The sequence below is a fragment of the Embleya sp. NPDC005971 genome (assembly GCF_040629175.1).
In the GTDB taxonomy this organism is placed as follows: Bacteria; Actinomycetota; Actinomycetes; order Streptomycetales; family Streptomycetaceae; genus Embleya.
Map to the genome: position 1 here is coordinate 37,423 of NZ_JBEXUX010000019.1, position 23,726 is coordinate 61,148.

Consider the following 23,726-nt stretch of genomic DNA (forward strand, 5'->3'; position numbering starts at 1 on the left):
CCCACCGTCGGCGCGGCTCGACGTGCAGGGGGGCATCGCAGGCCATCGAATGTAGGGGCCAGCTTTTCCCTGCCGAGGAGTTCGACGTGAAGCCCGTCGCCCTGTCGCCGAAGGCCCGCGAAGATGCCCTGACCGCCCTGGGATCCGGCCGCGAGCTGGACATCCTGGTCATCGGCGGAGGTGTCGTCGGCGCCGGATGCGCGCTGGACGCCGTCACCCGGGGCCTGAGCGTGGGCCTGGTCGAGGGTCGGGACTGGGCCAGTGGTACCTCCAGTCGCTCCAGCAAACTCATCCACGGCGGGCTGCGCTATCTGGAGATGCTGGACTTCCGGCTCGTCCAGGAGGCGCTGCGCGAGCGCGGTCTGCTGGTGCAACGGTTGGCTCCGCACCTGGTGCGCCCGGTGAAGTTCCTGTATCCGCTGACCCATCGCGGGTGGGAGCGGTTGTACGTGGGCGCCGGGGTGCTCCTGTACGACACGATGGGGATGACCTCCGGCAATTCCCGGGGCCTGCCGCATCACCGGCATCTGAGCAGACACCGGGCCCTGGACGAGGTGCCCGCCCTCAAGTCGGACGCGCTGATCGGCGCGGTGCAGTACTGGGACGCGCAGGTCGACGACGCCCGGCACACCATGACCATCACCCGGACGGCCGCCGCGTACGGCGCGCAGGTGGCCAACCGGACCCGGGTCACCGGCTTCCTCCGCCAGGGCGAGCGGGTCACCGGCGCAACCGTCGTCGACGTCGAGTCGGGCCGGGTGTTCGAAGTGCACGCCAAGCAGGTGATCAACGCGACCGGCGTGTGGACCGACGACACCCAGGCGATGGCCGACACCCGGGGCCAGTTCCATGTGCGCGCGTCCAAGGGCGTGCACATCCTGGTGCCCCGGGATCGGGTGAACTCGCGGTCCGGGTTGATCCTGCGCACCGAGGCCAGCGTGTTGTTCGTGATCCCGTGGGGCCGGCACTGGCTGATCGGCACCACGGACACCCCGTGGGACCTGGACAAGCAACATCCGGCGGCGAGTTCGCGCGACATCGACTACCTGCTGGAGCACGTCAACCGGGTGCTGGCCACGCCGCTGTCCCGGGACGACGTGGAGGGCGTGTACGCGGGGCTGCGACCGTTGCTGGCCGGCGACGCGGCCGAGACCAGCAAGTTGTCCCGGGAACACCTGGTCGGCCATCCCGTGCCGGGCCTGGTGGTGATCGCCGGCGGCAAGTACACCACGTATCGGGTGATGGCCAAGGACGCCGTCGACGAGGCGGTACGCACCCTGGACGGCGCGCGTCCGGGCCCGTCGGTGACCCACGACGTGCCGCTGCTGGGCGCCGACGGATACCAGGCGCTGCGCAATCGCCGGCACAGCCTGGCCCGGGCGTCCGGGCTGCACGTGGTGCGCATCGAGCATCTACTCGCCCGGTACGGCTCGATGATCGGCGAGGTACTCGAACTCATCGAAAAGGACCCGGAGTTGGCCACACCATTGCCCGGCGCGGACGACTATCTGCGGGCCGAGGTGGTGTACGCGGTCACCCACGAGGGCGCGCATCACCTGGACGACGTGCTCACCCGGCGCACCCGGGCCTCGATCGAGTCGTGGGATCGTGGCGTGGAGGCCGCCGAGATCGCCGCGCGGCTGATGGCCGGGCCGCTGGGCTGGGACGAGCAACAGATCCGCAACGAGGTCACGCACTACGGAAAACGGGTCGAGGCCGAACGCGACGCCCAGCGACAACCGGACGACCTCACCGCCGACGCGGCCCGGCTCGGCGCCCCCGACATCGTCCCGGCGCCGTGAGCGCGGGCGCGGGCGCGGTCCCGAAGACCGGCGCCCGACGGGCGCAGCCGGCCCCGCCGCCGAGCGAACGATGGGCGCTCGGCGGCGAGATGGTCGCCGAGTTCGTCGGCACCATGGTGCTCATCCTGTTCGGCGTCGGCGTGGTGGCCCAGGTCGTCGCGGCCGACCTGGGCAACCACGACAGCATCGCGTGGGCCTGGGGCTTCGGGGTGACGTTCGGGGTGTACATCGCCGCGCGCACCTCGGGCGCCCATCTGAATCCGGCGGTTTCGGTGGCGCTCGCGGCCTTCCGCGGCTTCCCGTGGCAGAAGGTGGCGCCGTACGTGCTCGCGCAGACCGCCGGAGCGTTCGTCGCGGCCCTGCTGGTGCGCTGGAACTACACCGAGGTACTGGCCAAGGCCGATCCCGGGCACACGATCAAGACCCAGAGCGTCTTCTCGACACTGCCGGGCAACGGCACGTTCCCGGTCAGCGAGTGGGGGGCGCTGCGCGACCAGATCATCGGCACCGCGATCCTGCTGCTGGTGATCATGGCGTTGACGGACGTGCTCAACACGGCGCCCAAGGCCAACCTCGGCGGGTTGCTGACCGGCCTGTTGGTGGTCGCGATCGGGATGGCGTTCGGCACCGACGCCGGTTACGCGATCAACCCGGCCCGGGACTTCGGCCCTCGGCTGGCCAGCTTCCTGACCGGTTACGACGGGGCGTGGCGCGACCAGTACGGCAATCTGTACTTCTGGGTCCCGATCGTCGGACCGTTGATCGGCGGCCTGATCGGCGCGGCGCTGTACCGCGTGCTGATCGCGCCGTTCCTGCCCCTCGGGGAACAACCGGCGGGCAGGGTGGTCGAGACCGACTGACGCCGTACGGCACATCCGATGCGGCGCGGACAGGTTCGGGCGTCGCCACAGTGGAGGTTCGAGATGGCGGATTTCGTCGCGGCAATCGATCAGGGCACCAGCAGCACCCGGTTCATGGTCTTCGATCACGCCGGCGGGGTGGTCGGGCGCCAGCAGTTGGAGCATCGGCAGATCATGCCGAGGGCGGGGTGGGTGGAACACAGCCCGGTGGAGATCTGGGAGCGCACCCGCTCGGTGGTCGCCAGTGGGCTCAACCACTACAACCTCACGCCCGCCGACTTCGCCGCGCTGGGCATCACCAACCAGCGCGAGACCACGGTGGTGTGGAATCGGCACACCGGCCGGCCGTACTACAACGCGATCGTCTGGCAGGACACCCGTACCGACCGGATCGCCCGCGCGTTGGACCGGGATCATCGGGGCGAGGTGATCCGGGCCAGGGCGGGTCTGCCGCCGTCGACGTACTTCGCGGCGGGCAAGGTGCAGTGGATCCTGGAGAACGTCGACGGGGCGCGCCGGGACGCCGAGCGCGGCGACGCGATCTTCGGCACCATCGACACCTGGTTGTTGTGGAATCTGACCGGTGGGGTGCGCGGTGGTGTGCATGTCACCGACGTCACCAACGCCTCGCGCACGATGCTGATGGACCTTCGCACGCTGGACTGGGACGACGAGTTGTTGTCGTTCTTCGACATCCCGCGCGAGATGTTGCCGACGATCCGCCCGTCGAGTTGTCCGGACGGCTACGGTCGATCGCCCGACGAGAGTCCGCTGGTGGGTATCCCGCTGACCGGCACGCTGGGAGACCAGCACGCGGCCACGGTGGGCCAGGTGTGCTTCGCCGAGGGCGAGGCGAAGAACACCTACGGCACCGGCAACTTCATGCTCCTCAACACCGGCAATCGCATCGTGCGCTCCGAGCACGGTCTGCTCACCACGGTCGCCTACCACTTCGAGGGCCAGGACCCGGTGTACGCGCTGGAGGGGTCGATCGCGGTGACCGGGTCGGCGGTGCAGTGGCTGCGCGACCAGTTGCACATCATCAAGACGGCTCCGGACAGCGAGACGCTGGCCCGGCAGGTCGAGGACACCGCCGGGGTGTACTTCGTGCCGGCCTTCTCCGGCCTGTTCGCGCCGTATTGGCGCAGCGACGCGCGCGGCGCGATCGTCGGGCTCGCCCGCTATCACCACGTGGGCCACATCGCCCGGGCCACGCTGGAGGCGATCTGCTACCAGAGCCGGGACGTGGTGGACGCGATGGCCAAGGACTCCGGTGTGCAACTGAGCGTGTTGAAGGTGGACGGCGGGGTCACCGACAACAGCCTGTGCATGCAGATCCAGGCCGATGTGCTGGGTGTTCCGGTGATCCGGCCGACGGTCCCCGAGACCACCGCGCTGGGCGCGGCGTACGCCGCCGGTCTCGCGGTCGGTTTCTGGCGGGACACCGACGAGTTGCGGGCCAATTGGAATCAGGACGCCCGCTGGGAGCCGGAATGGGATCGCGAGCGCCGGGAGAGCGGCTACGCCGACTGGAAGCGGGCGGTGCACCGCACGTTGGACTGGGTGCCCAACGGGTGACCCGGTCGGGCCGGGAACGGCTCGTGCCCGCCCCCGGCCCGGGGGTCAGGCCACGCGGGCGCCGCCGGCGGGCTGCCCGGTCGGGGTGATGCCCAGGTTCTCGCGCAGGGTGGCGCCGGTGTAGTCGGTGCGCAGCGAGCCGCGCTCCTGGAGCAGTGGGACGACCTTGTCGACGAATTCGTCCAGGCCGGTGGGGGTCAGGTGGGAGCCCACGATGAAGCCGTCCGAGCCGTCCTGCTGGACGAACGTGTCGATGCGTTCGGCCACCTGCTCGGGGGTTCCGACGAACTCGGTGCGGCCGAACACGTGGATGGCCAGGTCGCGCAGCGAGAACGCGTTGGCCTCGGCCAACGCGCGCCACTCGGCGACCCGGCGGTGCGCGTCCTCGCCGATCCGGGCCCGCCCCTGGACCAGCGGCGGCCCGTCGGGATCGGGGTCCACGTCGGGCAGCGGGCCGTCCGGGTCGTAGCCGGACAGGTCGCGGTTCCAGACCGTCTCCAGCAGGATCTGCGCGGTGCGTCCGCCGATTTGGCGCCGGGTGATGTCGCGGTGTCGCTCGGCCGCGTCGGCCTCGCTGGTACCGAGCACGAAGGACGCGTGCGGCAGCAGCTTGACCGAACCGGGGGGCCTGCCCTTGCGGCCGGCGCGGGCCTGGATGTCCCGGTAGAACGCCTGTGCCTCGTCGAGGTGGTGGTAGGGCGAGAAGATCGCGTCGGCACCGCCGGCGGCGAAGTCGCGGCCCTGTGGCGATACGCCGGCCTGCAGGATCACCGGCCGGCCCTGCGGGCTCCGTGGGGTGTCGAATCGCCCCGAGATGTCGAACTGCTCGCCGGTGAACGCGAATTCACCGGCCTTGGCGTCGCGCAGGAAGATCCCGGTGTCCCGGTCGGCGGCCACCGCGTCCGCCGCCCAGGAGTCCCACAGTTCGCGGGCGGCGGCCAGGAACTCGCCGGCCCGGGTGTAGCGGTCCTTGCGGTCCAGGAAGCCGCCCCGGCGGAAGTTCGCGCCGGTGAACGCGTCGAAGGAGGTGACCACGTTCCAGCCCGCCCGACCGCCGGACAGGTGGTCCAGGGTGCTCAACTGGCGGGCCAGTTCGTAGGGTTCGTTGAAGGTCGCGTTGACCGTGCCGATCAGGCCCAGGTGTTCGGTGACGGCGGCCAGCGCGCTGAGCACGGGCAGTGTGTCCGGGCGTCCGACCACGTCCTGATCGAAGATCAGGCCCAGGCGTTCGCGCAGGGCCAGGCCCTCCGCGAGGAAGAAGAAGTCGAATCGGCCGCGTTCGGCGGTGCGGGCGACGTGTTCGAAGGTGCTGAAGTCGATCTGGCTGCCGGCCGCGGGATCGGACCACACGGTGTGATGGTTCACGCCTCCCACGTAGGCGCCGAGAATGATCTGCTTGCGCGATGTGCTCATCGGGATGGGTCCCTTCGGACGGTGGCCGGGACGACGGTGGGGTGGGCGGTGGCGGGGCGGGTCACGAGGCCGCCGCCGCGGGCGTGGCGTAGCGGCTGTCCGGGCGCGGCAGGCCGAGTCGGGTGCGCAGCGAACCGGCCGGGTAGCCGGTGCGGAAGACGCCTCGGCGTTGCAGTTCGGGGACCAGTTCGCGGGTGATGGCGTGCAGGTCGTGCGGCACCGCGGCCGGGCGCAGCCGGAATCCGGTCAGTCCGGCGCGTTGCCAGTCCTGGAGGGTGTCCGCGAGGTCGGCGGCGGTGCCGGTGAACACGAGTGCGTCAGCGGCGTATTCGGCGCCGTCGAGTTCGTCCAGTCGGGCCTTGCGGTCGCGGGCCGCGGCGGTGCTCTCGGCAAGCAGCACGACCAGGTCGCCGAAGACGTGCACCGTCTCCGATTCCCGTCCTGCGGCGAGCTGTTCGGCGCGGATCTCGGTGACGATGGCGCGTGCGTCGTCGTGGTCGCGCGGTGTCACGTACACCACGTCCGCGGTGCGCGCGCCGAGCCGGTACGGCACCGTGGCGTGGGCCAGTACGGTGACCAGCGGTTGGCCCTGTGGCGGGCGCGGCACGATCGAGGGGCCGCGGACCTTGAACCCGGGCCCGACGAAGTCGATGTAGTGCAGCTTGTCCCGGTCGATGAACCGGTCGGTGGCGGCGTCGCGGATCTCCGCGCCGTCCTCCCAACTGTCCCACAGCCGGCGCACCACCTCGACGAAGTCCTGTGCCTCGGCGAAGCTTTCCCCGACCGCGGCCACCACGTCCGGCCGGTCCAGGTCCTCGACGGTGAACGGCACCTGCTCGCGCCGGCCGAAGTGTGCGTTCTCGACCGGCCGCGACACCCGGGCGCGCCAGCCGGCGCGGCCGAGGCTGATGTGGTCGAGCGTGGCGATGGCCTTGGAGACGTGGAACGGCTCGGTGTGGGTGACGGTGGCGGTCGGGATCAGGCCGATGTGTCGGGTCAGCGGTGCGACCCGCGAGGCGATCAGCACCGCGTCCAGGCGGCCGCGGACCTGGTCGGTGCGGGTGTCGTCGGCGTCGAATCGGGAGGATTGCAGCGCGAGTGCGTCCTCGATGGTGACGAAGTCGAGCAGGCCCGCCTCCGCCTCGGCGACCAGGTCGCTCCAGTAGCGGGCGGTGAACAACTCGCCGGGGCGGGCCTCGGGTTCGCGCCAGGCGGCGGGATGCCAACCGGCGCCGTCCAGGGCGACGGCCAGGTGCAGCGGGCCAGGAGTGTGCGGGGTGCTCATGGGTGGTCTCGCTTTCCGGTTCGGTGGGCGCGGGTGATCGCGGCCGGACGTCACGGCACGACCCGGCCCGCGGACGGTGGTCCGTCGGCGGGTTCGAGGCGGCGGTGGGCCCGGGGCGGGTGTCGGTGCCGGTGATCGGCGCGCGGTGTCGGTGGTCGGGCACGCCTCGGACGGCGAACTCGGGCCGCTTTGCGCCGGGTTCACCCGGGGCGACGGAATCGGCGCGTGTTCGAACGCCGGGCGCGGCCCGCCGGTGGACCCGGCACACGACGCGCGACGGCGGGCGCGCGGCTAGCGCGGATTACGCCCGGGACGGTGTCGGTGGGTCAGTGACAGAGCGAGCCGGCGGAGCGGCGCAGATCGATGAACAGGCGCCGGGTCAGTCGGGTGCGGGGTGAACTCTCGCGGTGATCAAGGGAGTTCACCCGGTGGGTGGCCGGGGTCGGCACGGCGGACGTGGCGGCACGGTGTTGCGCCGCGTTCACCCACCCGCTCATGACATCGTCCCCTTGCCCCTGGGCCCGTCGAGGCGGGCCCCGCGTTGCCACGCGAAAGACGCGCGACCGTGTCCTCACCCGGGGCACCCCGTCGCGAAGGAGGGTTGCCGACCAACAAGCCGGGGCTGAACGTTGGCACTCGTGACACGTACTGCGGCGACGACCGATCCCGGCCGTCATCGCGACGCTAACGCAGCCTGCGGGTCTTGTCCATCGACCTTGTGCGCGGTAACAACCGGTCGGAGCAGGCGTCTTCCCGCCGCCGGGGCCGACGCCCCGAAGGGGCGGGGCCGACCGGCCGGCGTCGACGCGTCGCACTCCGGACACCCTTTGACGGGGCGCGATCAAGCTCGTAACCTGCCGATCATGCAGGCTCGGATCCGGTTGGCGACCCGCAGGCACATCGACCTGCTGCGGGTGAGCAGTGCCGCGTGTCGATCCGCGCTGCCCGGCTCGCCCTGAGCCGTCCGGGAAGACCGACCGTTCGCCCGTCGGCCGCTGCCGGGACGAGCCCTGCGGCCGGGCCCCGGAAGTGCGATGTGTCGCCGCCGGGTTCGGCGCGTCGGCGTTCGCCCGGCGACCCTGCTTCAGTCGACGCGAGAGCGGAGTGAATCGACGATGTCCCCATCCCGAGTGAGGATCGGCACGGCATGAACGACGTGCGTGTGTTGGACAACGTGGCCTATGCGTCCCTGACCGGCGCACACGCCGGCCTGGCCGAACGCCGGGGCCGGGTGGTGCGCTACCTCGCCGAGGTGGCGCCGTTCGCGGCCCTGCCCGACGATCCCGGCCCGGCGGACTGGGCGGATCTGGCCGCGCTGGCGACTCCGGGCGCGGTCCTGCCGCTCGCGGACGGCGACGGGTTGCGCCCGCCGCCGCCGTGGGAGGTGGTGATGCGGATCGGCGCGGTGCAGTTGGTGGGCGACGCGGTCGTCGGCCGGTCCGACGATTCGCTCGTCCGGCTGGTCGCCGCGGACGTGCCCGAGATGCTCGACCTGGTCGGGCGTACCCGACCGGGTCCGTTCCTGCCCCGGACCATCGAACTGGGCACCTATCTGGGCGTTCGTCGCGACGGTGCGCTGATCGCGATGGCCGGGGAACGGTTGCGCCCGCCCGGCTGGACCGAGATCAGCGCGGTGTGCACGGATCCGGCGTGGCGCGGGCACGGTCTGGCGAGTCGCCTGGTCCTGGCCTTGGTGGCCGGGATCACCGCCCGGGGCGAGACGCCGTTCCTGCACGCTTCGGCCGACAACGTGAACGCGATCCGGCTGTACGAGTCGTTGGGCTTCCGGTTGCGGCGCACGCCGTCCTTCGTCGCGGTGCGGGTTCCGGCCGGCGAGCCCGTCGAACCGGTGGTCGCCGGGTAGGCGAGCCGCCCGCTCCGGGTGCGGCTCGCCGGTCCGGTCAGCCCGGCGGGGTCTCGGGCGCCTCGGCGTCCCGGTCCGCGCGGTCGGCCGCCTGCTCCGCCTCGTCGACGATGGACGCGAGGCTCGACGGCGGGTCGGTGGGTGTGGCCCGGCTGCCCGCGGGCGCCGAGCCGCCGCCGCGGTCGTCGTTCGATCCGCCGCACGCGTTGAGCGTGGGGCCGAGCACGAGCACCGCGAGCAGCACCGCGGCGGCCCGCCGGCGCGGTGTGCCGATCACTTGCCCGCGGCGGGCTGCTGCGTATCGCACCAGGTCTTCACGTTCGCCAGGTCGGTGCGCCGCTGCTGCAGTTCGGGCAGCAGACGCTGACGAGTGGTCAGCTTGTCGTTCAGGTAGGTCTTGACCGCCGGGCGGTTCAGCTTGTCGGCGGTGGCGATCCGCGCCTGGAGGTGGGCGATGGAGCCCTTCGCGTCGGCGCCGCCGTTCAGCCGGTCGATCGCCTTGCCCAATCGGGTGTCGATGGCGGGGACGCGCTTGCAGATGCCCGGCTTGTGCTTGTCGGCGCCGGGCATGGCGCCGGCCTGCGCGGCGGGTGCCGCGGCCAGGGCCGCGATGGTGGTCAGGGCCGCGAAGGCGCCGAGTGTCGCGAATCGTCCGGGTGCGGTCGTGCTACGGCGAGGCATGGTGGTTCTCCCGAGTTTCACGGTTCACCGCCCCGCTGCGGGGTGGCGTGCCGCGACGGTAGGACCCTGTTCTGTGGGCATCATGTGGGCTGTCTGTGGGGTTCTTGTGGGCCCGCCCCGGACTCCGTCGGTTCGCGGGTCAGCCAGTCGCGTCGGATCTGTCCGGGTGCGCCCGTCGGCTCGTCCGCGCGCCGTCCAGGCAGCAGCACCTCGACGCGGGTACCGGATCCGGGCGGCACGGTACCGATCGCGACGTGCCCCCGGTGCAGCGCCACCTGCTGGGCGACCAGGGTCAGGCCCAGGCCGGCCCCCGGGCTGTCCGGGCCGCGACGGAACCGCTCGAACACCTGGTCGCGCCGCTCGATCGGTATCCCCGGTCCGTCGTCGTCCACCCGAATCCGGGCGGCCCCACCGGCGTCGGCGTGCACCCCGATCCGGATCGAGGCCGCGCCGTCCGGTCCGCGTCCGTGCACGAGCGCGTTGCCGATCAGGTTGTCCAGAAGCAACCGCAGCCCCGGCCGCAGCCCGTGCACCCGGATCTCCTGCGGGGCGGACACCAGCACGTCCGCGCCGGGATGCCGCGTCCGCGCGTCCCGGGCCGCCTCGTGCGCCAGTTCGCCCAGGTCCACCCGTTCGAACGCCTGCTCGTCGGCCAGGTCCCCCTGGGCGAGCGCGCGCAGCGACGCGAGCAACGACAGGATGCGCTCCTGCCCGGCCGTGAGGTCGCCCAGGATCTCGCCGCGCTCGGCCGGCGTCAGGTCGGGATAGGCCGCGAGCACGTCCAGGTCGGTGCGGATGCCGGTGAGCGGCCCACGCAGTTCGTGGTCCACCGTCGCGGCGAACGCGCGGGCCGTCTCCAGTGCTTCGCGGGTGCGGGCGGTCTGCGTGTCGTAGCGACCGAGCACCACCGCGAGCGTGCGGCCGAGGTCGTCCACCTCGGCGACGCCGGACGGCACGTGCACGTCCGGGCGCGCGTCGTCGTCCGGTTCGATCGCCGCCGCGCGCCGCCGCAGCGCCCCCAGCGATCGGGTCGCGCCGGCGCCGACGACCAGGCCGGCCAGCGCGGAGATCGGTACCGCGAACGCGGCCACGACGAGCACGCGCCGACGCAGCAACGCGGACCGCGCGTCGGTCTCGGTGGTCGGCTGGAACACCCGCAGGATGCCCGTGCCGCCTCGGGCCGCGCCGAGCGGGCGGGAGACCACGCGCCATGCCTTGCCGTCGGCGCGGACCGTGACCGGGCCGCGATGCCGGGCGTCCGGCAGCGGCACGTTCGCGGGCGGTTGCGGTCCCGCGGACACCGGTCCGCCGGGCAGTTCGACCCGCACGCCCAGGTCGAGCGCGCCGTCGAGCAGCTTGTTCTCCCGGGCGCGGACCGCGTTCTCCCGCTCGTTCTCCACGGCGCGCAGCAGCGCTCGCGCATCCGGTGCCAGGTGCTCGGCACGTTGCCGCAGGGCGATGTCCTGGCGGCGGGTCACATCGGCGGTGACCCAGCGCACGACCAGGATTCCGGCGGCGATCACCAGCAGCGGCACGAGCACACCCACCGCCAGCGCGATCCGGGTGGACAGCCGCATGGTCGGCCGGCGACGCGCCCGCTCCCGGGGGAGGTTCATCTGCGCCCGTCCGGCACCCGCAGCACGAAGCCGACCCCGCGCACCGTGTGCAGCAGGCGCGGCCGGCCGCCGGCCTCCAGCTTGCGGCGCAGGTAGCTGACGAAGGTGTCCACCACGTCGGTGCGGACCTCGAAGTCGTATCCCCAGACCCGGGCCAGCAGTTGATCACGGGTCAGCACCTGGCCGGCGTTGCGCACGAACACGTCCAGCAGGGCGAACTCGCGCCTGGTCAGGTTCACCGGCTCGCCCTCGTGGGTGGCCAGATGCGCGCCGGCGTCCAAGACCAGCGGGCCCGCCCGGAGCACCGCGTCGTCCGGGGTGGTCGGGGGTCGGCGGCGCAGCAGCGCACCCAGCCGAAGTTCGAGTTCGCGCAGGTCGAACGGCTTCACCAGGTAGTCGTCCGCGCCCGATTCCAAGCCGGTGATCCGGTCGGCCGTCTCGTCCCGGGCGGACAACATCAGCACCGGGGTCTCGATGCCCCGGGCCCGCAGCGTGGCGCACACCTCGATGCCGGAGCACCCGGGCATGGCCACGTCCAGCACGATCACGTGCGGTGCGCGGGGGTCGGGTTGCTCGGCGGTGCCGGTCACGGCGAGCGCCGCGGCGCCGTCGGAGGCGAGCAGCACCCGGTAGCCGGCCAGCCGCAGGCCGCGTTCGAGGGCGCGGCGGATCGCCGGGTCGTCGTCGACGACGAGGATGCGCGGCGGCTCCCCGCCGTCCCGGCCCTCGTCGTCGATTCCTGGAGTCGTGGTCATCGTGTGCCGTCCCGCGTTCGCCGGCCCCCCAAGCTTGGGAGACTCTACGTCGATCCGCGGTGGGGGACGCGGCCGGCCGACCGACAGTTCCACCCGGACACGGCGACGCCCCGCACCGGGGTCCGGTACGGGGCGCGGTCACCCACGATCAGGCGTCGGCGCGCCGCGGCAGCTTCCAGCCGGGTCGCGGGAAATGGCACGTATAGCCGTGCGGGTAGCGCTCCAGGTAGTCCTGGTGCTCGGGCTCGGCCTGCCAGAAGTCGCCCACCGGCTCCACCTCGGTCACCACCTCGCCCGGCCACAGCCCGCTGGCCTGCACGTCCGCGATGGTCTCGACGGCCGTGGCCCGCTGCTGCTCGTCGGCGTAGTAGATCGCCGAGCGATAGCTCCGCCCGATGTCGTTGCCCTGGCGGTCGCGGGTGGTCGGGTCGTGGATCTGGAAGAAGAACTCCAGGATGTCGCGGTAGGTCGTCACCGACGGATCGAAAACGATCTCGATCGCCTCGGCGTGGTCCCCGTGGTTGCGATACGTGGCGTTCGGCACGTCACCACCCGAGTAACCGACCCGGGTCGCCGTCACACCCGGTTGCTTGCGGATCAGGTCCTGCATTCCCCAGAAACATCCGCCGGCCAGAACCGCCTTCTGCACCTGAGCACTCATCTCACAACTCCTGACTGATTCGCCTACTCACCCGCGAAGAGAACAAACGACGCCGCATGGGTGTTCCCGTCAGCCGATCCGCTCGTATCCCTCGTCGAAGCCGGGGCCGGCCACACCCGCCGAGCGCGCCGCACCGGGTGTGGTCGTCGGATCCACCTCGTCCGCGCAGACGCTGCCCCGCGGCGGCAGACGCAGCTCGCTCAGGTAGGCCGTCGCCGCCGCCTTGGCACACGCGCTGCGCCCGAACGCGGTGTGCCCCTCGGCGCGGAAGGTGAGCAGCCGACCGTTGTCCAGGCGTTCGGCCAGCGCGACCGCGTCCCGGTACGGGGTGTCCGGGTCGCCGGTGGTGCCCAGTACCAGGATGGGCGCCGAACCACGCGCCCGGTACGACCCCTGATGCCGGCTGACCCGCTCGCCGCTCCACTGCACACAGGCCGGCGCGTGGTTGTGGTCGTAGGTGGGCGGCCCGAACCCGATGGCCGGACCGAGCAGGGGCGCGTCGCGCACATTGGCCCGTACGTTGCGCTCCAACTCGGCCGGGTCCCGCGGATAGACCCGGTCGACGCACTCGACCGCGACGTTGGCGGTGAGGAAGTCGAAGCTCGCCGCCGACGGCGGCCGGAGCACGAACGCGGTGCCGTCACGCAGTTCCGCCTGCCGCAGCGCCGCGCCGAACGCGGGCCAGATCGCCTTGCCCTCGTTGATGTTGAACATCAGCCGATAGACCAGCGTGTAGCCGTTGGCGAGCGCTCCGGAAGGGGTGGCCACCGGGTGTGCGTCCAGTTCGTCGATCAGCCGGGCGAACGCACCGCGCGCATCGCCGGCGCCGAATCCACAACCGGCCGGATCGCTCGTGCACCAGTCGAGGAAGCGGCCCATCGCGGCGTCCAGCGCCAGATATTGCGGCCGGTCGTACGCGTAGGGTCGGCTCGCGTAGCGCACCGGATCGTAGGCGCCGTCGAGCACCATGGCGCGCACCCGACGCGGATATCGGTCCGCGTAGACGGTGCCGACGAAGCTGCCGAACGAGCGTCCGTAGAACGAGAGCCGGCGCTCCCCCAGGGCCTGACGCAGCAGGTCCAGGTCCCGAGCGACATAGTCGGTACCCATGAACGGCAGCACGTCACCGGCCTTGGCCGCACAGGCGGCGTCGAAGTCCCGCGCGGTGGCAACCGCCCGTTCGAACCCGGCCGCCCCCGGGTGCCCCGGCGACCGACCGACCTCTTCGGCATACCGGGCGTCGTCCCAGCATTCGTACGGCGCGCTCCGCCCGATCCCGCGCGCATCGAAGCCGAACACATCGAACCGCTCCCGCAGTTCCGCAGGCAGCGCGGCGTAGTTGCCGCGCACGAAGTCCACCCCGGAGTTCCCCGGCCCACCCGGCTGCATGACCAGCACACCCAGGCGCCGCTGCGAATCCACCGCCCGGTGACGAATCACCGCAAGCGTCAACGTACGCCCACCCGGCTCGCGATAGTCCAGCGGCACCACGACATTCGCACACTCGAACGCCGCATCCTGAACACAGGCCGCCCAGTCCGGCACCGGCACCACCGGCCCACCCGGCTCACCCGCCGAGGCCGGCACCACCCCGACCCCGACCACCGACAACCCCGCCGCGACGACCCCGACCACCCGCACCCACAACGCACGCCGCCGACCACGCCCCCGGCCGGCACCGACCATACGGCGATCAGACCTCATGCTCACCAATCCCCTTCCGGGTAAGGGCAATCGACCTCGTCCGCAATATCCCGGACCGATCCACCCCCCGCAACCATCCCGAGGGACAAGCCCCAGTACCCGCACGCACGTTCGCGCTACCTTTCACCCGTCTCGACAACCGTGGGGGGAACCACAATGGCCGGCATCGCAACGAATCCCGCTTCCGGGCGAAGACCAATCGCCCGCGCACTGTCCGGTATCGCGCCGGCCCTGGCCGCCCTGACGGTCGCCGCCTGCTCCATGACACCGACCATGTTCGACGGCCCGGTCCACGACGTCACCCGCGACTACCTGCGCGCCGTCGCGGCCGGCACGTCGCCCGCGCCCTTCTACGGCGACTGCGGCGGCACACACGGCGGCAACGCCGAGCGGGTATTGGCAGGCGAGGGCGCCGGGTTCACCTTCTCGATGGACAGCTCCGTCCGGGAGGACGACATGGCGACGGTGAATGTGAACGTCACGGGACAGGACCATTCGGCCTCTCCCTATGCCGTTGAGCTGCGGCGCGAGGGTGGGAAGTGGTTCGTCTGCGGGGTCGATGGCCGGCATCTGCAGATCCCAATGGATCACCCATAAGTGTTACTTAAGGCTACTTAGGGTGATTTTCGCACCCCAAGAGGCAACTTTCCGTTTTGCCGCCGCGTCCTCCATCGGACCACCGATCACGCGTCGGCTGCAAAGGAGAGATTGTCCCTGATGCGTACCACTCGTGTCTTTTGCAGCACCGTAGCCGCCGGCCTGTTGGCCGTTGCCATGGGCGGCACCGCCGCCGCCTCCGAAGGCCCCGGGGCGCAGACCAAGGACATCAAGGCCGAGGCGTCAGGCGCCACCAACGGATCCGCCGACGAGCCGGGCGCCAAGCGGGGCGAAGGCGCCCCGACTTGCCCCCGTCCGGCGCACGACTGCTCGACCAAGCCGGCGCACAAGCCTGCCGAGAAGCCCGCCCACAAGCCCGCCGAAAAGCCCATGGACGACAAGCCCATGGACAAGCCGGCTCACAAGCCGGCCGAAAAGCCCAAGGACGAGAAGCCGAAGGACGACAAGCCCATGGACAAGCCGGCCCACAAGCCGGCCGAAAAGCCCAAGGACGACAAGTCGGACGACAAGTCGGACGACAAGTCCGACCACAAGTCGGACCACAAGTCGGACGACAAGTCCGACCACAAGTCCGACCACAAGTCCGACCACAAGTCGGACCACAAGCCCGGCCACAAGCCGGGTCACAAGCCGGGTCACAAGTCGGACGACACGCCGACCGTGATCATCGGTGACGTCACCAACACCGTCGTCACGAACAACCACGTCACCAACAACCACATCCACACGACCAACGTGGTGAACAACCACAAGACCGTCGTGGTCGACCACAAGCCCGGCAAGAAGCCCGAGTGGAAGCCCGCACCGCACAAGGCCAAGCACGTGACGCCCAACCGTCACCACGAGGCCCGCCCGGTGGCGGCCACCCACACCACCCACACCACGCAGACCAGGACCGTCCCGGTCGGCTCCGTCGCCGGCGGCGCCGGTGGCACCTCCGGGGCCGACGACAACCTGATCGGTCTCGGCGCCGCCCTCGCCGTCACCGGTGCCGGTGTCGGCGCGTTCGTGCTGCGTCGGGGCAGCCTGCGTGGCTGACACACCTCCCGTCCACCGTGCCGGCCGCCGCCTCCTCCTGGCGGCGGCCGTCGCGGTGCTGATCTGTGGCATCGTGCTGGCCGTCATGGGATACCGGGCGCAACGACCACCGGCCGCGGCCACCGCCGCCCCCAAGGTCGTGTCCACGGCAGCCCCCTCCCCGACCGACACCGCGCCGGCCGCACCCGCGGTCGAAGGTCCGCTCCTGGCCCGCTCCGAGCCGGCCGCGATCGACATCGCGGAGATCGGCCTGCACGCTCCCCTGACCGCCGTCGGCCTCGACGCCGCCGGCGCCGTTCAGGTACCGCCCCCCGACCCGGAGCGGCGAGCCGGCTGGTACGACCAGGGACCGACCCCGGGCGAACTGGGCCCCGCCGTGCTGGTCGGCCACCTCGACTCCACGACCGGCCCCGCCGTCTTCTACGACGTGGGCACCGTGCGCGTCGGCGGCACCGTCGAGATCCGCCGCGCCGACCGGAGCATCGCGGTGTTCACCGTCGACACCGTCGAACGTTTCGCCAAATCCGACTTCCCCACACAGCGCGTGTACGGCGACCTGAACCGGGCCGAACTGCGTGTGATCACCTGTGGCGGCGACTACGACCCCGAGCAGGGCGGCTACCAGGACAACACGGTGTTGTTCGCCCACCTGACCGGCTCCCGCTGACCCCCGCGGCTCGGCCCGCCCTCGCGCGGCCGAGCCGCAACCGGGGCCGTGGCGCGGCGAGTTCGGGTGGCCGGGCGGTTGGTCGAATCGTTGCGCTGCCACACTGATCGGATGGGCGGCGGCAGGTCGGCGCCCGCGCGCCGGGGGTCGGCGCGGACGGAAGGGGCGAAGGACCGTGCTGAGCAGGGCCATCTCGACGCTGTGGCGGCACGCCGATCCGAACCTGGTCACCCGACTCGCGGCCCGCTGCGACCCGGGCGGACGCGGTCGGTTGCTGGCCGAACTGTCGGATGTCCCGGCCGTGGTCGACTACGCGCTGACGCACGGCGAGCGCAGCGACCATCTCGCGCTCGCCCGGCACGATCGGCTGCGGCGCGCGGTGCTGGAGCAACTGGTGGCGCTCGACGACCCCGAGGTGGATCGGCACGTCTTCGTCAATCCGCGCGCCGACACCCGTCTCCGGCGCCGGATCCTGAGCCGCGATCGCGCCCCGGATCCCGCGCTGTACGAGCTGTTGTCGACCACCCGGACCCGGATATACGCGATGGCCCTGGCCCATGCGCGCGACGCGCGACTGCTCCGGCACGGGCTGAGCGTGCTGGGTCGGCTGCCGGATCTGCCCCATGTCGAGCAGGCCCGCCTCCGGGCCCTGGCCGGGTTGTGGCGGGCCGAGGGACCGGCGGCGGTGTTCGCCGCGTTGTCCGTCGGGCGATACCGCACCCGGGTGATCGCCCCGGTCGTGCGCGCGGCCCTCGACGCGCCCGAGGGCCTGATGTTGCTGGAGGTCGGAGCCTGCGCCGAACCGGACGGCGACGAGCTGATCGCCCTGTTGCGGGCCCGCGGCATCCGGCGGGCCGAGGCCCGACACGTGCTCTCGACCATGGACGGGCCGCCGGACTGGGACGCGTTGTTGCGTGCGCATCGGCAGACCCCGTTCACTCCTGCGGTGGCCGCCGCGCTGGCCGGCACCGAGGGCTGCCCGCCGGAGGCGGTGGTCGAGTTGGACTTCACGGTCGACCACAACCACCGCCCGTTGGAGCGGGCGCTGTTGGAGCAGGTGGTGACTCCGGAGCGTTTCCTGCACACGGCCCGCCCCGCGTGGCATGTGCTGCGCTCGGTCGACGACTTCGCCCCGCGCTCCGCGCAGACCGCCACGTTCGGCCCCTTGTTGACCGCGCTCGGCCCCCTGCTGCCCGAGGACGTGGCCGGCTGGTTGCGCCTGGCCCGGCTGGGACCGGGATATCCCGGCACGGTCCCCGAACTGCTGGGCCACGTGGCCCGGCCGACCGGCCCACCCGAACCGGGGGCCGACGCGGCGGAATCCCGCGCACCGGCGCCGCCGATCGACGTGCCCGCCGGCACCGGCGATCCCCTGCGCGGCGCCGCGAGTCCGTTGTCGCTGTTGCTGAGCCGGGCCGCGCCGGAATTGGCGGCCGAGGTGGTGGCCGCGCTGGATCCGGCGGACCTGCGCGCGTTCGCCGCCGGCCGGCACACCCCGGCGCCGGCCGTCGCGGTCGCGCTCGCCCGCCGGTGGCCCGGCATGCTGCCGCACCGGCTGGCCCGGCGGATCACCGCACGGCACGACGCCGTTCGGGCCCTGGAGGCGATGGGCGACGAGCTCACCCCCGAGGTGGTCAAGACCCTCTCGGACGCGGACGAGGGCATCTGGTTCTTCGATCCCCGGTACGGCCGGATCCACTACCGGGTCGAGGGTTGCGCGTCGGCGGCGGACGTGGCGACGACCTGGCCGGCCCCGGGACCGCTGCGCGCGCTGCCGCCCCGGGTGCCCCCGGCGTTGTGGACGCGCCTGGCCGAGGAACCCGATCCCACGCCCGCCCCCACCCGGGACCCGGCCGTCGCCATCGCGGCGTATCACCCGGACTGCCCCGAAGCGCTGATCTCCACCCTGGTCCGGCGCCAACCGGGCTTCTTCTCCTCCGGGTCGATCCGATCACCCGCGGTGGCACGCACCCTGGTCACCGACCCGCCCGTGCGCGACCTGCTCATCTGGGAGGTGGGCGACCTGCTGCGCGACGGCCTGCTGACCCCGGCGGAGATCCTCTCCGGGGCCCGGCCGGCCGCACACGCCCTGCTCGTCTGCGGCGACTACGCCGGCGACCTGGTGCGCGGGCACCTGCGCGAGGACGTCGACGCCTGGATCGTGGCGTCCCACCTGCTGCCCGACTTCACCGGCACACCCGACGAACTCCTGGCCACCGCGGCGGCCGTGACCCACTGACGCGACCCGAACTCCGAAAGCGCCCACCGCCCGGGCGCGCTCCGGACGCCACAGGTCATCGCGGCCCGTCCCCCCGTTCGACCAAGGCCCAGGCGTCGGTGAACAGTTCGGGCAGCGTGCGCTCCGGCACGACATGGCGCAGGATCTCGCCGGTGTGCCGGGAGACCTCGACGTCGAGGAAGGCGGCCTTCCAGGTCTCCATCGGCCGGTACGGCTTGTCCGCGGGCGCCCACGGGCCCGGCAGGAAGGTGCCGCGCCCGGCTCGGGAGCGCTTGTCGGCGACCGCCAGGCCCGCGTCCACGAGCGCCGCGGCGGCTCTGCGGTGCCGCGTCGGCGTCCAGCCGTTCCAGGTCCGCACGCCGCGGTCGGTGGGCGCCTCCAGCGCGAGCAGTTGCAGATGGAGGGCGGCCGAATCCGGAGTCAGGTCGAGCGCCTTCGCGACGCGTTCGACCAGATCGGGCACACTCGCGGCGGGGTTGGCCTCGTAGGCGCCCACCGGCAACGCGTCCGACTCCACCCGGGCGACGATCCGGGTGAAGTGCTCTGCGCGCAGCCGTCGCACGGACGCGATCACGCCTTGGCCGCTGCGGCCGAGCGTGTCCTGGAGCCGCTGCGCGCGGGCGTCGTCGCCGAGCAGCGCGGGCCGGAAGAACAGGCGGGGGTGGTGTCGGTGTCGACCGAAGTAGGACGGCGGCGCGGCTTCGACGGCCACGGTCAGCCCGTCGTCGAACGCGGGCACCGACAGCGGCTCCGGGCCGTGGTACGGGTGCGGCCCGAACCACTCGCGCAGGTCGTCGATCGTGACCCGATCGAAGAGGTACCCGCAGCCGAGCAGCAGCCCGGGGTGGTCCAGCCGGGCACGGACGTTCCGCACCAGGGCGGGCAGGCCCGCGCGGATCGGGTCGCCTGCGGGCAGTTCGGCGTACACGGTCGGTACGAGTGCGGCCAGGTCCGCCAGCAACGCCACCATCCGATACGGCGCGGTGACCGAGCCGGTGGCGTCGACGAGCCCGATGCCACCGTCGTGCGGGGCGTTCGGCCAGGTGTCGAGGTTCTCGGCGAGCAGCGGGTGGGCGGCGGAGTCGGCCATCGCCTCGCATAGTTCGGCCACGGGCGACTCCGGCTGCCGCTCGGCGATCAGCGCGCGCGAGGTATCCGGGATCGGGAGCTGTCGGCCGTGGCGTTCGTGCCACGCGGCGGCGATCCGCTCGGCCAGCAGGCGCGGGGCGTCCGGCGCCCACAGGTCGGCGGGGTCCGCCGGGAGCACCTGTGCGAGCAGGCCGAGCCAGCCCGCGGGGCCGAGCCGGGCCGACTCGACCCGGGCCGGATCGACCTCGCCGGCCTTCAGGCCCAGCACCCGACGCTCGTCGGGGTCCAGGAACGGCTTGCGGAACATGGCCGTCCCGGGCGTGCCGGCCAGCGCGAGCGCGGCGGCGGCGCGGGACATCCCGGTGTCGGCGGCGAGTCGCGCCACCGCGTCCGAATCCCACGGCATCGGCCCGCGCTCGCGCACCAGGGCGACCAGTTCGCGCAGTTGCCGGGCGCTGCCCCAACCGCCGTGCGGCAGGTCGGTGGGTTCCTCGATCGGGCCCAGCGCGGGTGGTTCGGCGTCCCCGGTGCGCACTTCGAGCACGTTGGCGCCGTCCCGGACGTGGCCGACCAGGAGAGTGGCGCCGCGCTCGTCCCGGACGGCGCCACGCTGCGGCTCGCGCACCGTGCCGACGCGCATCCGCACCGTCGGGTCGACGAACACGCCGTCCGCCCAGATCTCCAGCAGCGCGAGCAGCCGTTCGCGGCGTTCGGGCCGGGTCGACGGCGCCGCCGCGCGCAGCGCGAGCGCGCCGGTTCGACCGATGAACCCGGTCCACTGGCCGCCGCCGACCCGCGCCGGGGCGTCCCGCCCGGCGGGCGGGTCCGCGCGGCCGGCCAGGTAGGCGCCGATGTGTTCGAGCCCGGCGAGCGCGCCGGGCTCCCAGTAGAGGAAGTGCTCGATGAATCCGCAGAGGGCGGGCGGGACATCCCGGTCGTCGAGCGCGTCGAACCTTGCTGTCATGTGCTCTTCGTATCGCCCCGCGACGACATCACGACGACCGCCCCCCGTCATCAACTTTTGTTGACGAGCCGATCTGCCATCAACTAAAGTTGATACGTGATCGAGGCCAAAGACGTTCCCTCGCCCGAGCATCCCGAGGATGCGTTCGCGGCCGTGGTCGCACTGCGCAACCTCGCGGCCGCGCTGGAGCGATCCGCAGTGGACCACGCACTCGCCCAGGGCTGGACCTGGAACCACATCGGTCAGGCCCTGGGCATGAGCGCCCAGGCCGCCCACAAGCGACTGTCACCGAACCGACGAGCCCCGGAACAGGACCGGTAACCCACCGGACCAGGCAAGGAGAACCCACGTGGGCATTCGAAGCGCGATACACGACATGGGTGCGATGAAGCGCCTGCTCACCGGCACCGAGGAGGAGGCCCGCACCCTCGGCGAGGAATCCCCCGGCCCCGAACACCTGCTGATCGCCGCCCTCACCGTGCCGGACGACTCCGCCCGCACCGCGCTGGCCGGCGTCGGCGCCGGCGTCGAGGACGTGCGCCGCGCGCTCGCCGAGTGCCATGCCGCGGCGCTGCGTTCGGTCGGCATCGACGCCGACGCGCTCCCCGCCGCCCCACCCGCCCCCGCCCCGCGCGGGCCCTACCGCGCCACCGGCAGCGCGAACGAGGTGTTCCGGCGCGCCGTTTCCCTCGCCAAGGCCGAACACCCCGGGAAACTGCGCACCGCACACGTGCTGATCGCCGTCGCCGAACTCGAACACGGCACGGCCACCCGGGTGTTGCGCAACCTGGCGATCGACCGTCCGACGCTGATCGAGGCCGCCCGCGCGAGCGTTCGCGACGCCGGCCGCACCGGCCGGTGAGCCCCCGATGACCACCGTGCATCGCGAGACCTTCCGCCTCGTCCCCAAGCCGTGGGACTCCATGGCGTGGGTGCGAATCCCCGACGGACTGGAATTCACCCTGTACGCGATCACCCGACTCGAAGGACGTCATCCCGTCCTCCCCGCCGATCCCGACGAGGAGGCCCGTTGGTGGTGGGCCCACGACGGCTTCGAGAAGGAACTGAAGGCCGCCCAGTCCGAGGTCCGCCTGGCCCACGGGATCCGCACCAGGCCCGGCTTCATGGTCGACGTCCGCACCGTACGGTTGCGCCGCTACGACCTGATCCCCGGCCGCGGCCGACGCTCCCGACGCGCCTGGGAGCACTGTGCGGCCCGGATGCACGCCGCCGACGCCGCCTATCGCCCGGTCCGCGAGGAGATCGAGGCCCGCCTGGCCCGCGTCGCCGGCCGCGAGCCCTGAACCGCTCCGGCGCACACGCCGAAGGCCGCCCTCTCTCCGGGCCGGGGAGGGCGGCCTTCGGCCTTCGGTGCGAGCATCCGGGTCAGCCGCGCAGGCGGGCCATCCAGGACTCGATCTCGTCGGCCGCGCGCGGCAGACCGGCCGACAGGTTCCGGTTGCCGTCCTCGGTGACCAGGATGTCGTCCTCGATCCGCACGCCGATGCCGCGGTACTCCTCGGGCACCGTCAGGTCGTCGGCCTGGAAGTAGAGCCCGGGCTCCACGGTCAGGCACATGCCCGGCTCCAGCGCACCGTCCACGTACGACTCGGTCCGCGCCACCGCGCAGTCGTGCACGTCCAGACCGAGCATGTGGCCGGTGCCGTGCAGCGTCCAGCGGCGCTGCAGGCCCAGTTCGAGCACCCGCTCCACCGGCCCCTCGACGATGCCCCAGGCCACCAGGTGCTCGGCGAGCACCCGCTGCGCCTCGTCGTGGAACTCGCGGTACTTGGCGCCGGGGCGCACGGCGGCGATACCCGCCTCCTGCGCGGCGAACACCGCGTCGTAGATGCGCCGCTGGATCTCGGTGAACCGGCCCGTGATCGGCAACGTCCGGGTCACGTCCGCCGTGTAGAGGGTGTGCGTCTCCACGCCCGCGTCCAGCAGCAGCAGGTCGCCGGCGCGCACCGGGCCGTCGTTGCGGACCCAGTGCAGCGTGGTCGCGTGCGGTCCGGCCGCGCAGATCGAGCCGTAGCCCACGTCGTTGCCCTCGACCCGCGCCCGCAGGAAGAAGGTGCCCTCGATGTAGCGCTCGGAGGTCGCCTCGGCCCGGTCCAGCACCCGTACGACGTCCTCGAAGCCGCGCACCGTGGAGTCCACCGCGGCCTGGAGTCGGCCGATCTCGAACTCGTCCTTGACCAGCCGCGCGTCGGCCAGGAAGACCCGCAGTTCCTCGTCCCGCTCGACGTTCGACCGCTCGCCGAGCGCACGCTCCAGCCCGGCGTCGTGCCCGCGCACGATGCGCACGTTCGCGCCGTCCCGCGCCACCTCGGTCGCGGCCTCGCGCACGTCGCGACACGGCAGCCCGTACAGCGCCTCGCCCTCGCGCAGCCCCGGCCGCCGGCCGACCCACAACTCGCCCTGGCCGTCCAGCCAGAACTCGCCGTTCTCCCGGTTCGACCGCGGCAGCAGGTACAACACCGCCTCGTGTCCGTCGGCGACCGGTTCCAGGACCAGGACCCCGTCCTGGGTCAGGTCGCCGGTCAGGTAGGCGTACTCGCTCGACGCCCGGAAGGAGTATTCGGTGTCGTTGGATCGGGTCTTGAGGTTGCCTGCCGGGATCACCAGGCGCTCGCCCGGGAAGCGGGCCGACAGCGCGGCCCGGCGGCGGGCGGTGTTCGGGGCCTGTTCGATCGGCGCGAGGTCGTCGCGCGCGGTGTCGGCCCAGCCGGCGCGCATGTTCGCGGCCAGTTCCTCCGAGACACCCCGGTACAGGCCGTTCTTGCGCTGCTTGATCGGCTGCGCCTGCTCTGCGGACTGCCCGTTCTCGGCACCCACGCCTGCCTCCTCGGCTCGACTCTCGGCTACGTTGCGATCGTGCGTGCGTCGTGT

Annotated in this window: 23 protein-coding genes and 1 riboswitch; of the genes, 12 read left to right on the forward strand and 11 right to left on the reverse strand. The window is 72.3% G+C overall.

Annotation, left to right across the window (positions count from 1 at the left end; all coding sequences use genetic code 11):
- Positions 1 to 101 precede the first annotated feature (101 nt).
- The 3 genes from ABZ374_RS18685 (at position 102) to glpK (ending at position 4,240) form a co-directional block, all read left to right on the forward strand.
- The gene (locus ABZ374_RS18685; protein WP_360312470.1) at positions 102 to 1,802 is read left to right on the forward strand and encodes a glycerol-3-phosphate dehydrogenase/oxidase; all 1,701 of its coding nucleotides are present in this window, start codon (positions 102 to 104) and stop codon (positions 1,800 to 1,802) included.
- Positions 1,799 to 2,662 (forward strand): MIP/aquaporin family protein, encoded by an 864-nt coding sequence (locus ABZ374_RS18690; RefSeq protein ID WP_360312262.1) that lies wholly within the window; start codon positions 1,799 to 1,801, stop codon positions 2,660 to 2,662. Before ABZ374_RS18685 ends, ABZ374_RS18690 begins: the two co-directional genes overlap by 4 nt.
- Before the next feature lie 63 nt (positions 2,663 to 2,725).
- Positions 2,726 to 4,240 (forward strand): glycerol kinase GlpK, encoded by a 1,515-nt coding sequence (gene glpK / locus ABZ374_RS18695; RefSeq protein ID WP_360312264.1) that lies wholly within the window; start codon positions 2,726 to 2,728, stop codon positions 4,238 to 4,240.
- A 45-nt stretch (positions 4,241 to 4,285) separates the two neighbouring features.
- Here glpK and ABZ374_RS18700 read toward each other — a convergent pair whose 3' ends face one another.
- From ABZ374_RS18700 to ABZ374_RS18710, 3 genes are all read right to left on the reverse strand, one after another.
- On the reverse strand, positions 4,286 to 5,653 hold the full coding sequence (locus tag ABZ374_RS18700; protein ID WP_360312266.1) for an NtaA/DmoA family FMN-dependent monooxygenase: 1,368 nt from the start codon (positions 5,651 to 5,653) through the stop codon (positions 4,286 to 4,288).
- 61 nt (positions 5,654 to 5,714) lie between these two features.
- Positions 5,715 to 6,938: an LLM class flavin-dependent oxidoreductase gene (locus tag ABZ374_RS18705; RefSeq protein WP_360312268.1), complete on the reverse strand. Its 1,224-nt coding sequence runs from the start codon at positions 6,936 to 6,938 to the stop codon at positions 5,715 to 5,717.
- 326 nt (positions 6,939 to 7,264) lie between these two features.
- Positions 7,265 to 7,435 (reverse strand): hypothetical protein, encoded by a 171-nt coding sequence (locus ABZ374_RS18710; protein ID WP_360312270.1) that lies wholly within the window; start codon positions 7,433 to 7,435, stop codon positions 7,265 to 7,267.
- 36 nt (positions 7,436 to 7,471) lie between these two features.
- A riboswitch (SAM riboswitch) is annotated at positions 7,472 to 7,582 on the reverse strand.
- 219 nt (positions 7,583 to 7,801) lie between these two features.
- On the opposite strand from ABZ374_RS18710, the gene ABZ374_RS18715 reads away from it, so the two are divergent.
- Both ABZ374_RS18715 and ABZ374_RS18720 read left to right on the forward strand, forming a co-directional pair.
- Positions 7,802 to 7,897: a putative leader peptide gene (locus tag ABZ374_RS18715; RefSeq protein ID WP_360312272.1), complete on the forward strand. Its 96-nt coding sequence runs from the start codon at positions 7,802 to 7,804 to the stop codon at positions 7,895 to 7,897.
- Between the two features lie 188 nt (positions 7,898 to 8,085).
- On the forward strand, positions 8,086 to 8,802 hold the full coding sequence (locus tag ABZ374_RS18720; RefSeq protein ID WP_360312274.1) for a GNAT family N-acetyltransferase: 717 nt from the start codon (positions 8,086 to 8,088) through the stop codon (positions 8,800 to 8,802).
- A 37-nt stretch (positions 8,803 to 8,839) separates the two neighbouring features.
- Here ABZ374_RS18720 and ABZ374_RS18725 read toward each other — a convergent pair whose 3' ends face one another.
- The 6 genes from ABZ374_RS18725 to ABZ374_RS18750 all read right to left on the reverse strand — a co-directional run bounded on the left by ABZ374_RS18725 (position 8,840) and on the right by ABZ374_RS18750 (position 14,201).
- Entirely contained in the window at positions 8,840 to 9,079 is a 240-nt protein-coding gene (locus tag ABZ374_RS18725) for a hypothetical protein (protein WP_360312276.1), read from the reverse strand.
- Positions 9,076 to 9,483, reverse strand: coding sequence for a hypothetical protein (locus tag ABZ374_RS18730; protein WP_360312278.1), 408 nt, complete (start codon positions 9,481 to 9,483; stop codon positions 9,076 to 9,078). The genes ABZ374_RS18725 and ABZ374_RS18730 overlap by 4 nt, the downstream gene beginning before the upstream one ends.
- Positions 9,484 to 9,563: 80 nt before the next feature.
- Positions 9,564 to 11,099, reverse strand: coding sequence for a HAMP domain-containing sensor histidine kinase (locus tag ABZ374_RS18735; RefSeq protein ID WP_360312280.1), 1,536 nt, complete (start codon positions 11,097 to 11,099; stop codon positions 9,564 to 9,566).
- Positions 11,096 to 11,854, reverse strand: coding sequence for a response regulator transcription factor (locus ABZ374_RS18740; RefSeq protein ID WP_360312282.1), 759 nt, complete (start codon positions 11,852 to 11,854; stop codon positions 11,096 to 11,098). Before ABZ374_RS18740 ends, ABZ374_RS18735 begins: the two co-directional genes overlap by 4 nt.
- A 148-nt stretch (positions 11,855 to 12,002) precedes the next feature.
- A complete protein-coding gene (msrA, locus tag ABZ374_RS18745; RefSeq protein WP_360312284.1) occupies positions 12,003 to 12,515 on the reverse strand; it encodes a peptide-methionine (S)-S-oxide reductase MsrA in 513 nt (170 codons plus the stop codon).
- Positions 12,516 to 12,584: 69 nt separating this feature from the next.
- Complete coding sequence (locus tag ABZ374_RS18750; RefSeq protein ID WP_360312286.1) at positions 12,585 to 14,201, reverse strand: alpha/beta fold hydrolase; 1,617 nt, start codon at positions 14,199 to 14,201, stop codon at positions 12,585 to 12,587.
- 174 nt (positions 14,202 to 14,375) lie between these two features.
- On the opposite strand from ABZ374_RS18750, the gene ABZ374_RS18755 reads away from it, so the two are divergent.
- The 4 genes from ABZ374_RS18755 (at position 14,376) to ABZ374_RS18770 (ending at position 18,781) form a co-directional block, all read left to right on the forward strand.
- Complete coding sequence (locus tag ABZ374_RS18755) at positions 14,376 to 14,816, forward strand: hypothetical protein (protein WP_360312288.1); 441 nt, start codon at positions 14,376 to 14,378, stop codon at positions 14,814 to 14,816.
- A 120-nt stretch (positions 14,817 to 14,936) separates the two neighbouring features.
- Positions 14,937 to 15,875: a hypothetical protein gene (locus tag ABZ374_RS18760; RefSeq protein ID WP_360312290.1), complete on the forward strand. Its 939-nt coding sequence runs from the start codon at positions 14,937 to 14,939 to the stop codon at positions 15,873 to 15,875.
- Entirely contained in the window at positions 15,868 to 16,542 is a 675-nt protein-coding gene (locus ABZ374_RS18765; protein WP_360312292.1) for a class F sortase, read from the forward strand. The genes ABZ374_RS18760 and ABZ374_RS18765 overlap by 8 nt, the downstream gene beginning before the upstream one ends.
- Positions 16,543 to 16,717: 175 nt before the next feature.
- A complete protein-coding gene (locus tag ABZ374_RS18770) occupies positions 16,718 to 18,781 on the forward strand; it encodes a hypothetical protein (RefSeq protein ID WP_360312294.1) in 2,064 nt (687 codons plus the stop codon).
- Positions 18,782 to 18,836: 55 nt separating this feature from the next.
- Here the strand turns inward: ABZ374_RS18770 and ABZ374_RS18775 are convergent, their stop codons facing one another.
- Entirely contained in the window at positions 18,837 to 20,834 is a 1,998-nt protein-coding gene (locus tag ABZ374_RS18775) for a hypothetical protein (RefSeq protein WP_360312296.1), read from the reverse strand.
- Between the two features lie 96 nt (positions 20,835 to 20,930).
- Between ABZ374_RS18775 and ABZ374_RS18780 the strand changes: the two genes are divergently transcribed.
- From ABZ374_RS18780 to ABZ374_RS18790, 3 genes are read left to right on the forward strand one after another with little or no spacing between them, the layout of a single operon-like run.
- Positions 20,931 to 21,155: a helix-turn-helix domain-containing protein gene (locus ABZ374_RS18780; RefSeq protein ID WP_360312298.1), complete on the forward strand. Its 225-nt coding sequence runs from the start codon at positions 20,931 to 20,933 to the stop codon at positions 21,153 to 21,155.
- Positions 21,156 to 21,183: 28 nt separating this feature from the next.
- On the forward strand, positions 21,184 to 21,696 hold the full coding sequence (locus ABZ374_RS18785) for a Clp protease N-terminal domain-containing protein (protein WP_360312300.1): 513 nt from the start codon (positions 21,184 to 21,186) through the stop codon (positions 21,694 to 21,696).
- A gap of 7 nt (positions 21,697 to 21,703) precedes the next feature.
- On the forward strand, positions 21,704 to 22,138 hold the full coding sequence (locus tag ABZ374_RS18790) for a hypothetical protein (protein WP_360312302.1): 435 nt from the start codon (positions 21,704 to 21,706) through the stop codon (positions 22,136 to 22,138).
- A gap of 82 nt (positions 22,139 to 22,220) precedes the next feature.
- On the opposite strand, the gene ABZ374_RS18795 is transcribed toward ABZ374_RS18790, so the two are convergent.
- On the reverse strand, positions 22,221 to 23,672 hold the full coding sequence (locus ABZ374_RS18795; RefSeq protein ID WP_360312304.1) for an aminopeptidase P family protein: 1,452 nt from the start codon (positions 23,670 to 23,672) through the stop codon (positions 22,221 to 22,223).
- Positions 23,673 to 23,726: the final 54 nt, after the last annotated feature.

What these genes read in the sequence shown, in the direction of transcription:
- glpK (WP_360312264.1), top strand. Translation starts at nt 2,726, where the DNA reads ATGGCGGATTTCGTCGCGGCAATCGATCAGGGCACCAGCAGCACCCGG.
- ABZ374_RS18700 (WP_360312266.1), bottom strand. Translation starts at nt 5,653, where the DNA reads ATGAGCACATCGCGCAAGCAGATCATTCTCGGCGCCTACGTGGGAGGC.
- ABZ374_RS18705 (WP_360312268.1), bottom strand. Translation starts at nt 6,938, where the DNA reads ATGAGCACCCCGCACACTCCTGGCCCGCTGCACCTGGCCGTCGCCCTG.
- ABZ374_RS18710 (WP_360312270.1), bottom strand. Translation starts at nt 7,435, where the DNA reads ATGAGCGGGTGGGTGAACGCGGCGCAACACCGTGCCGCCACGTCCGCC.
- ABZ374_RS18715 (WP_360312272.1), top strand. Translation starts at nt 7,802, where the DNA reads ATGCAGGCTCGGATCCGGTTGGCGACCCGCAGGCACATCGACCTGCTG.
- ABZ374_RS18720 (WP_360312274.1), top strand. Translation starts at nt 8,086, where the DNA reads ATGAACGACGTGCGTGTGTTGGACAACGTGGCCTATGCGTCCCTGACC.
- ABZ374_RS18730 (WP_360312278.1), bottom strand. Translation starts at nt 9,483, where the DNA reads ATGCCTCGCCGTAGCACGACCGCACCCGGACGATTCGCGACACTCGGC.
- ABZ374_RS18735 (WP_360312280.1), bottom strand. Translation starts at nt 11,099, where the DNA reads ATGAACCTCCCCCGGGAGCGGGCGCGTCGCCGGCCGACCATGCGGCTG.
- ABZ374_RS18740 (WP_360312282.1), bottom strand. Translation starts at nt 11,854, where the DNA reads ATGACCACGACTCCAGGAATCGACGACGAGGGCCGGGACGGCGGGGAG.
- msrA (WP_360312284.1), bottom strand. Translation starts at nt 12,515, where the DNA reads ATGAGTGCTCAGGTGCAGAAGGCGGTTCTGGCCGGCGGATGTTTCTGG.
- ABZ374_RS18750 (WP_360312286.1), bottom strand. Translation starts at nt 14,201, where the DNA reads ATGGTCGGTGCCGGCCGGGGGCGTGGTCGGCGGCGTGCGTTGTGGGTG.
- ABZ374_RS18755 (WP_360312288.1), top strand. Translation starts at nt 14,376, where the DNA reads ATGGCCGGCATCGCAACGAATCCCGCTTCCGGGCGAAGACCAATCGCC.
- ABZ374_RS18760 (WP_360312290.1), top strand. Translation starts at nt 14,937, where the DNA reads ATGCGTACCACTCGTGTCTTTTGCAGCACCGTAGCCGCCGGCCTGTTG.
- ABZ374_RS18775 (WP_360312296.1), bottom strand. Translation starts at nt 20,834, where the DNA reads ATGACAGCAAGGTTCGACGCGCTCGACGACCGGGATGTCCCGCCCGCC.
- ABZ374_RS18790 (WP_360312302.1), top strand. Translation starts at nt 21,704, where the DNA reads ATGACCACCGTGCATCGCGAGACCTTCCGCCTCGTCCCCAAGCCGTGG.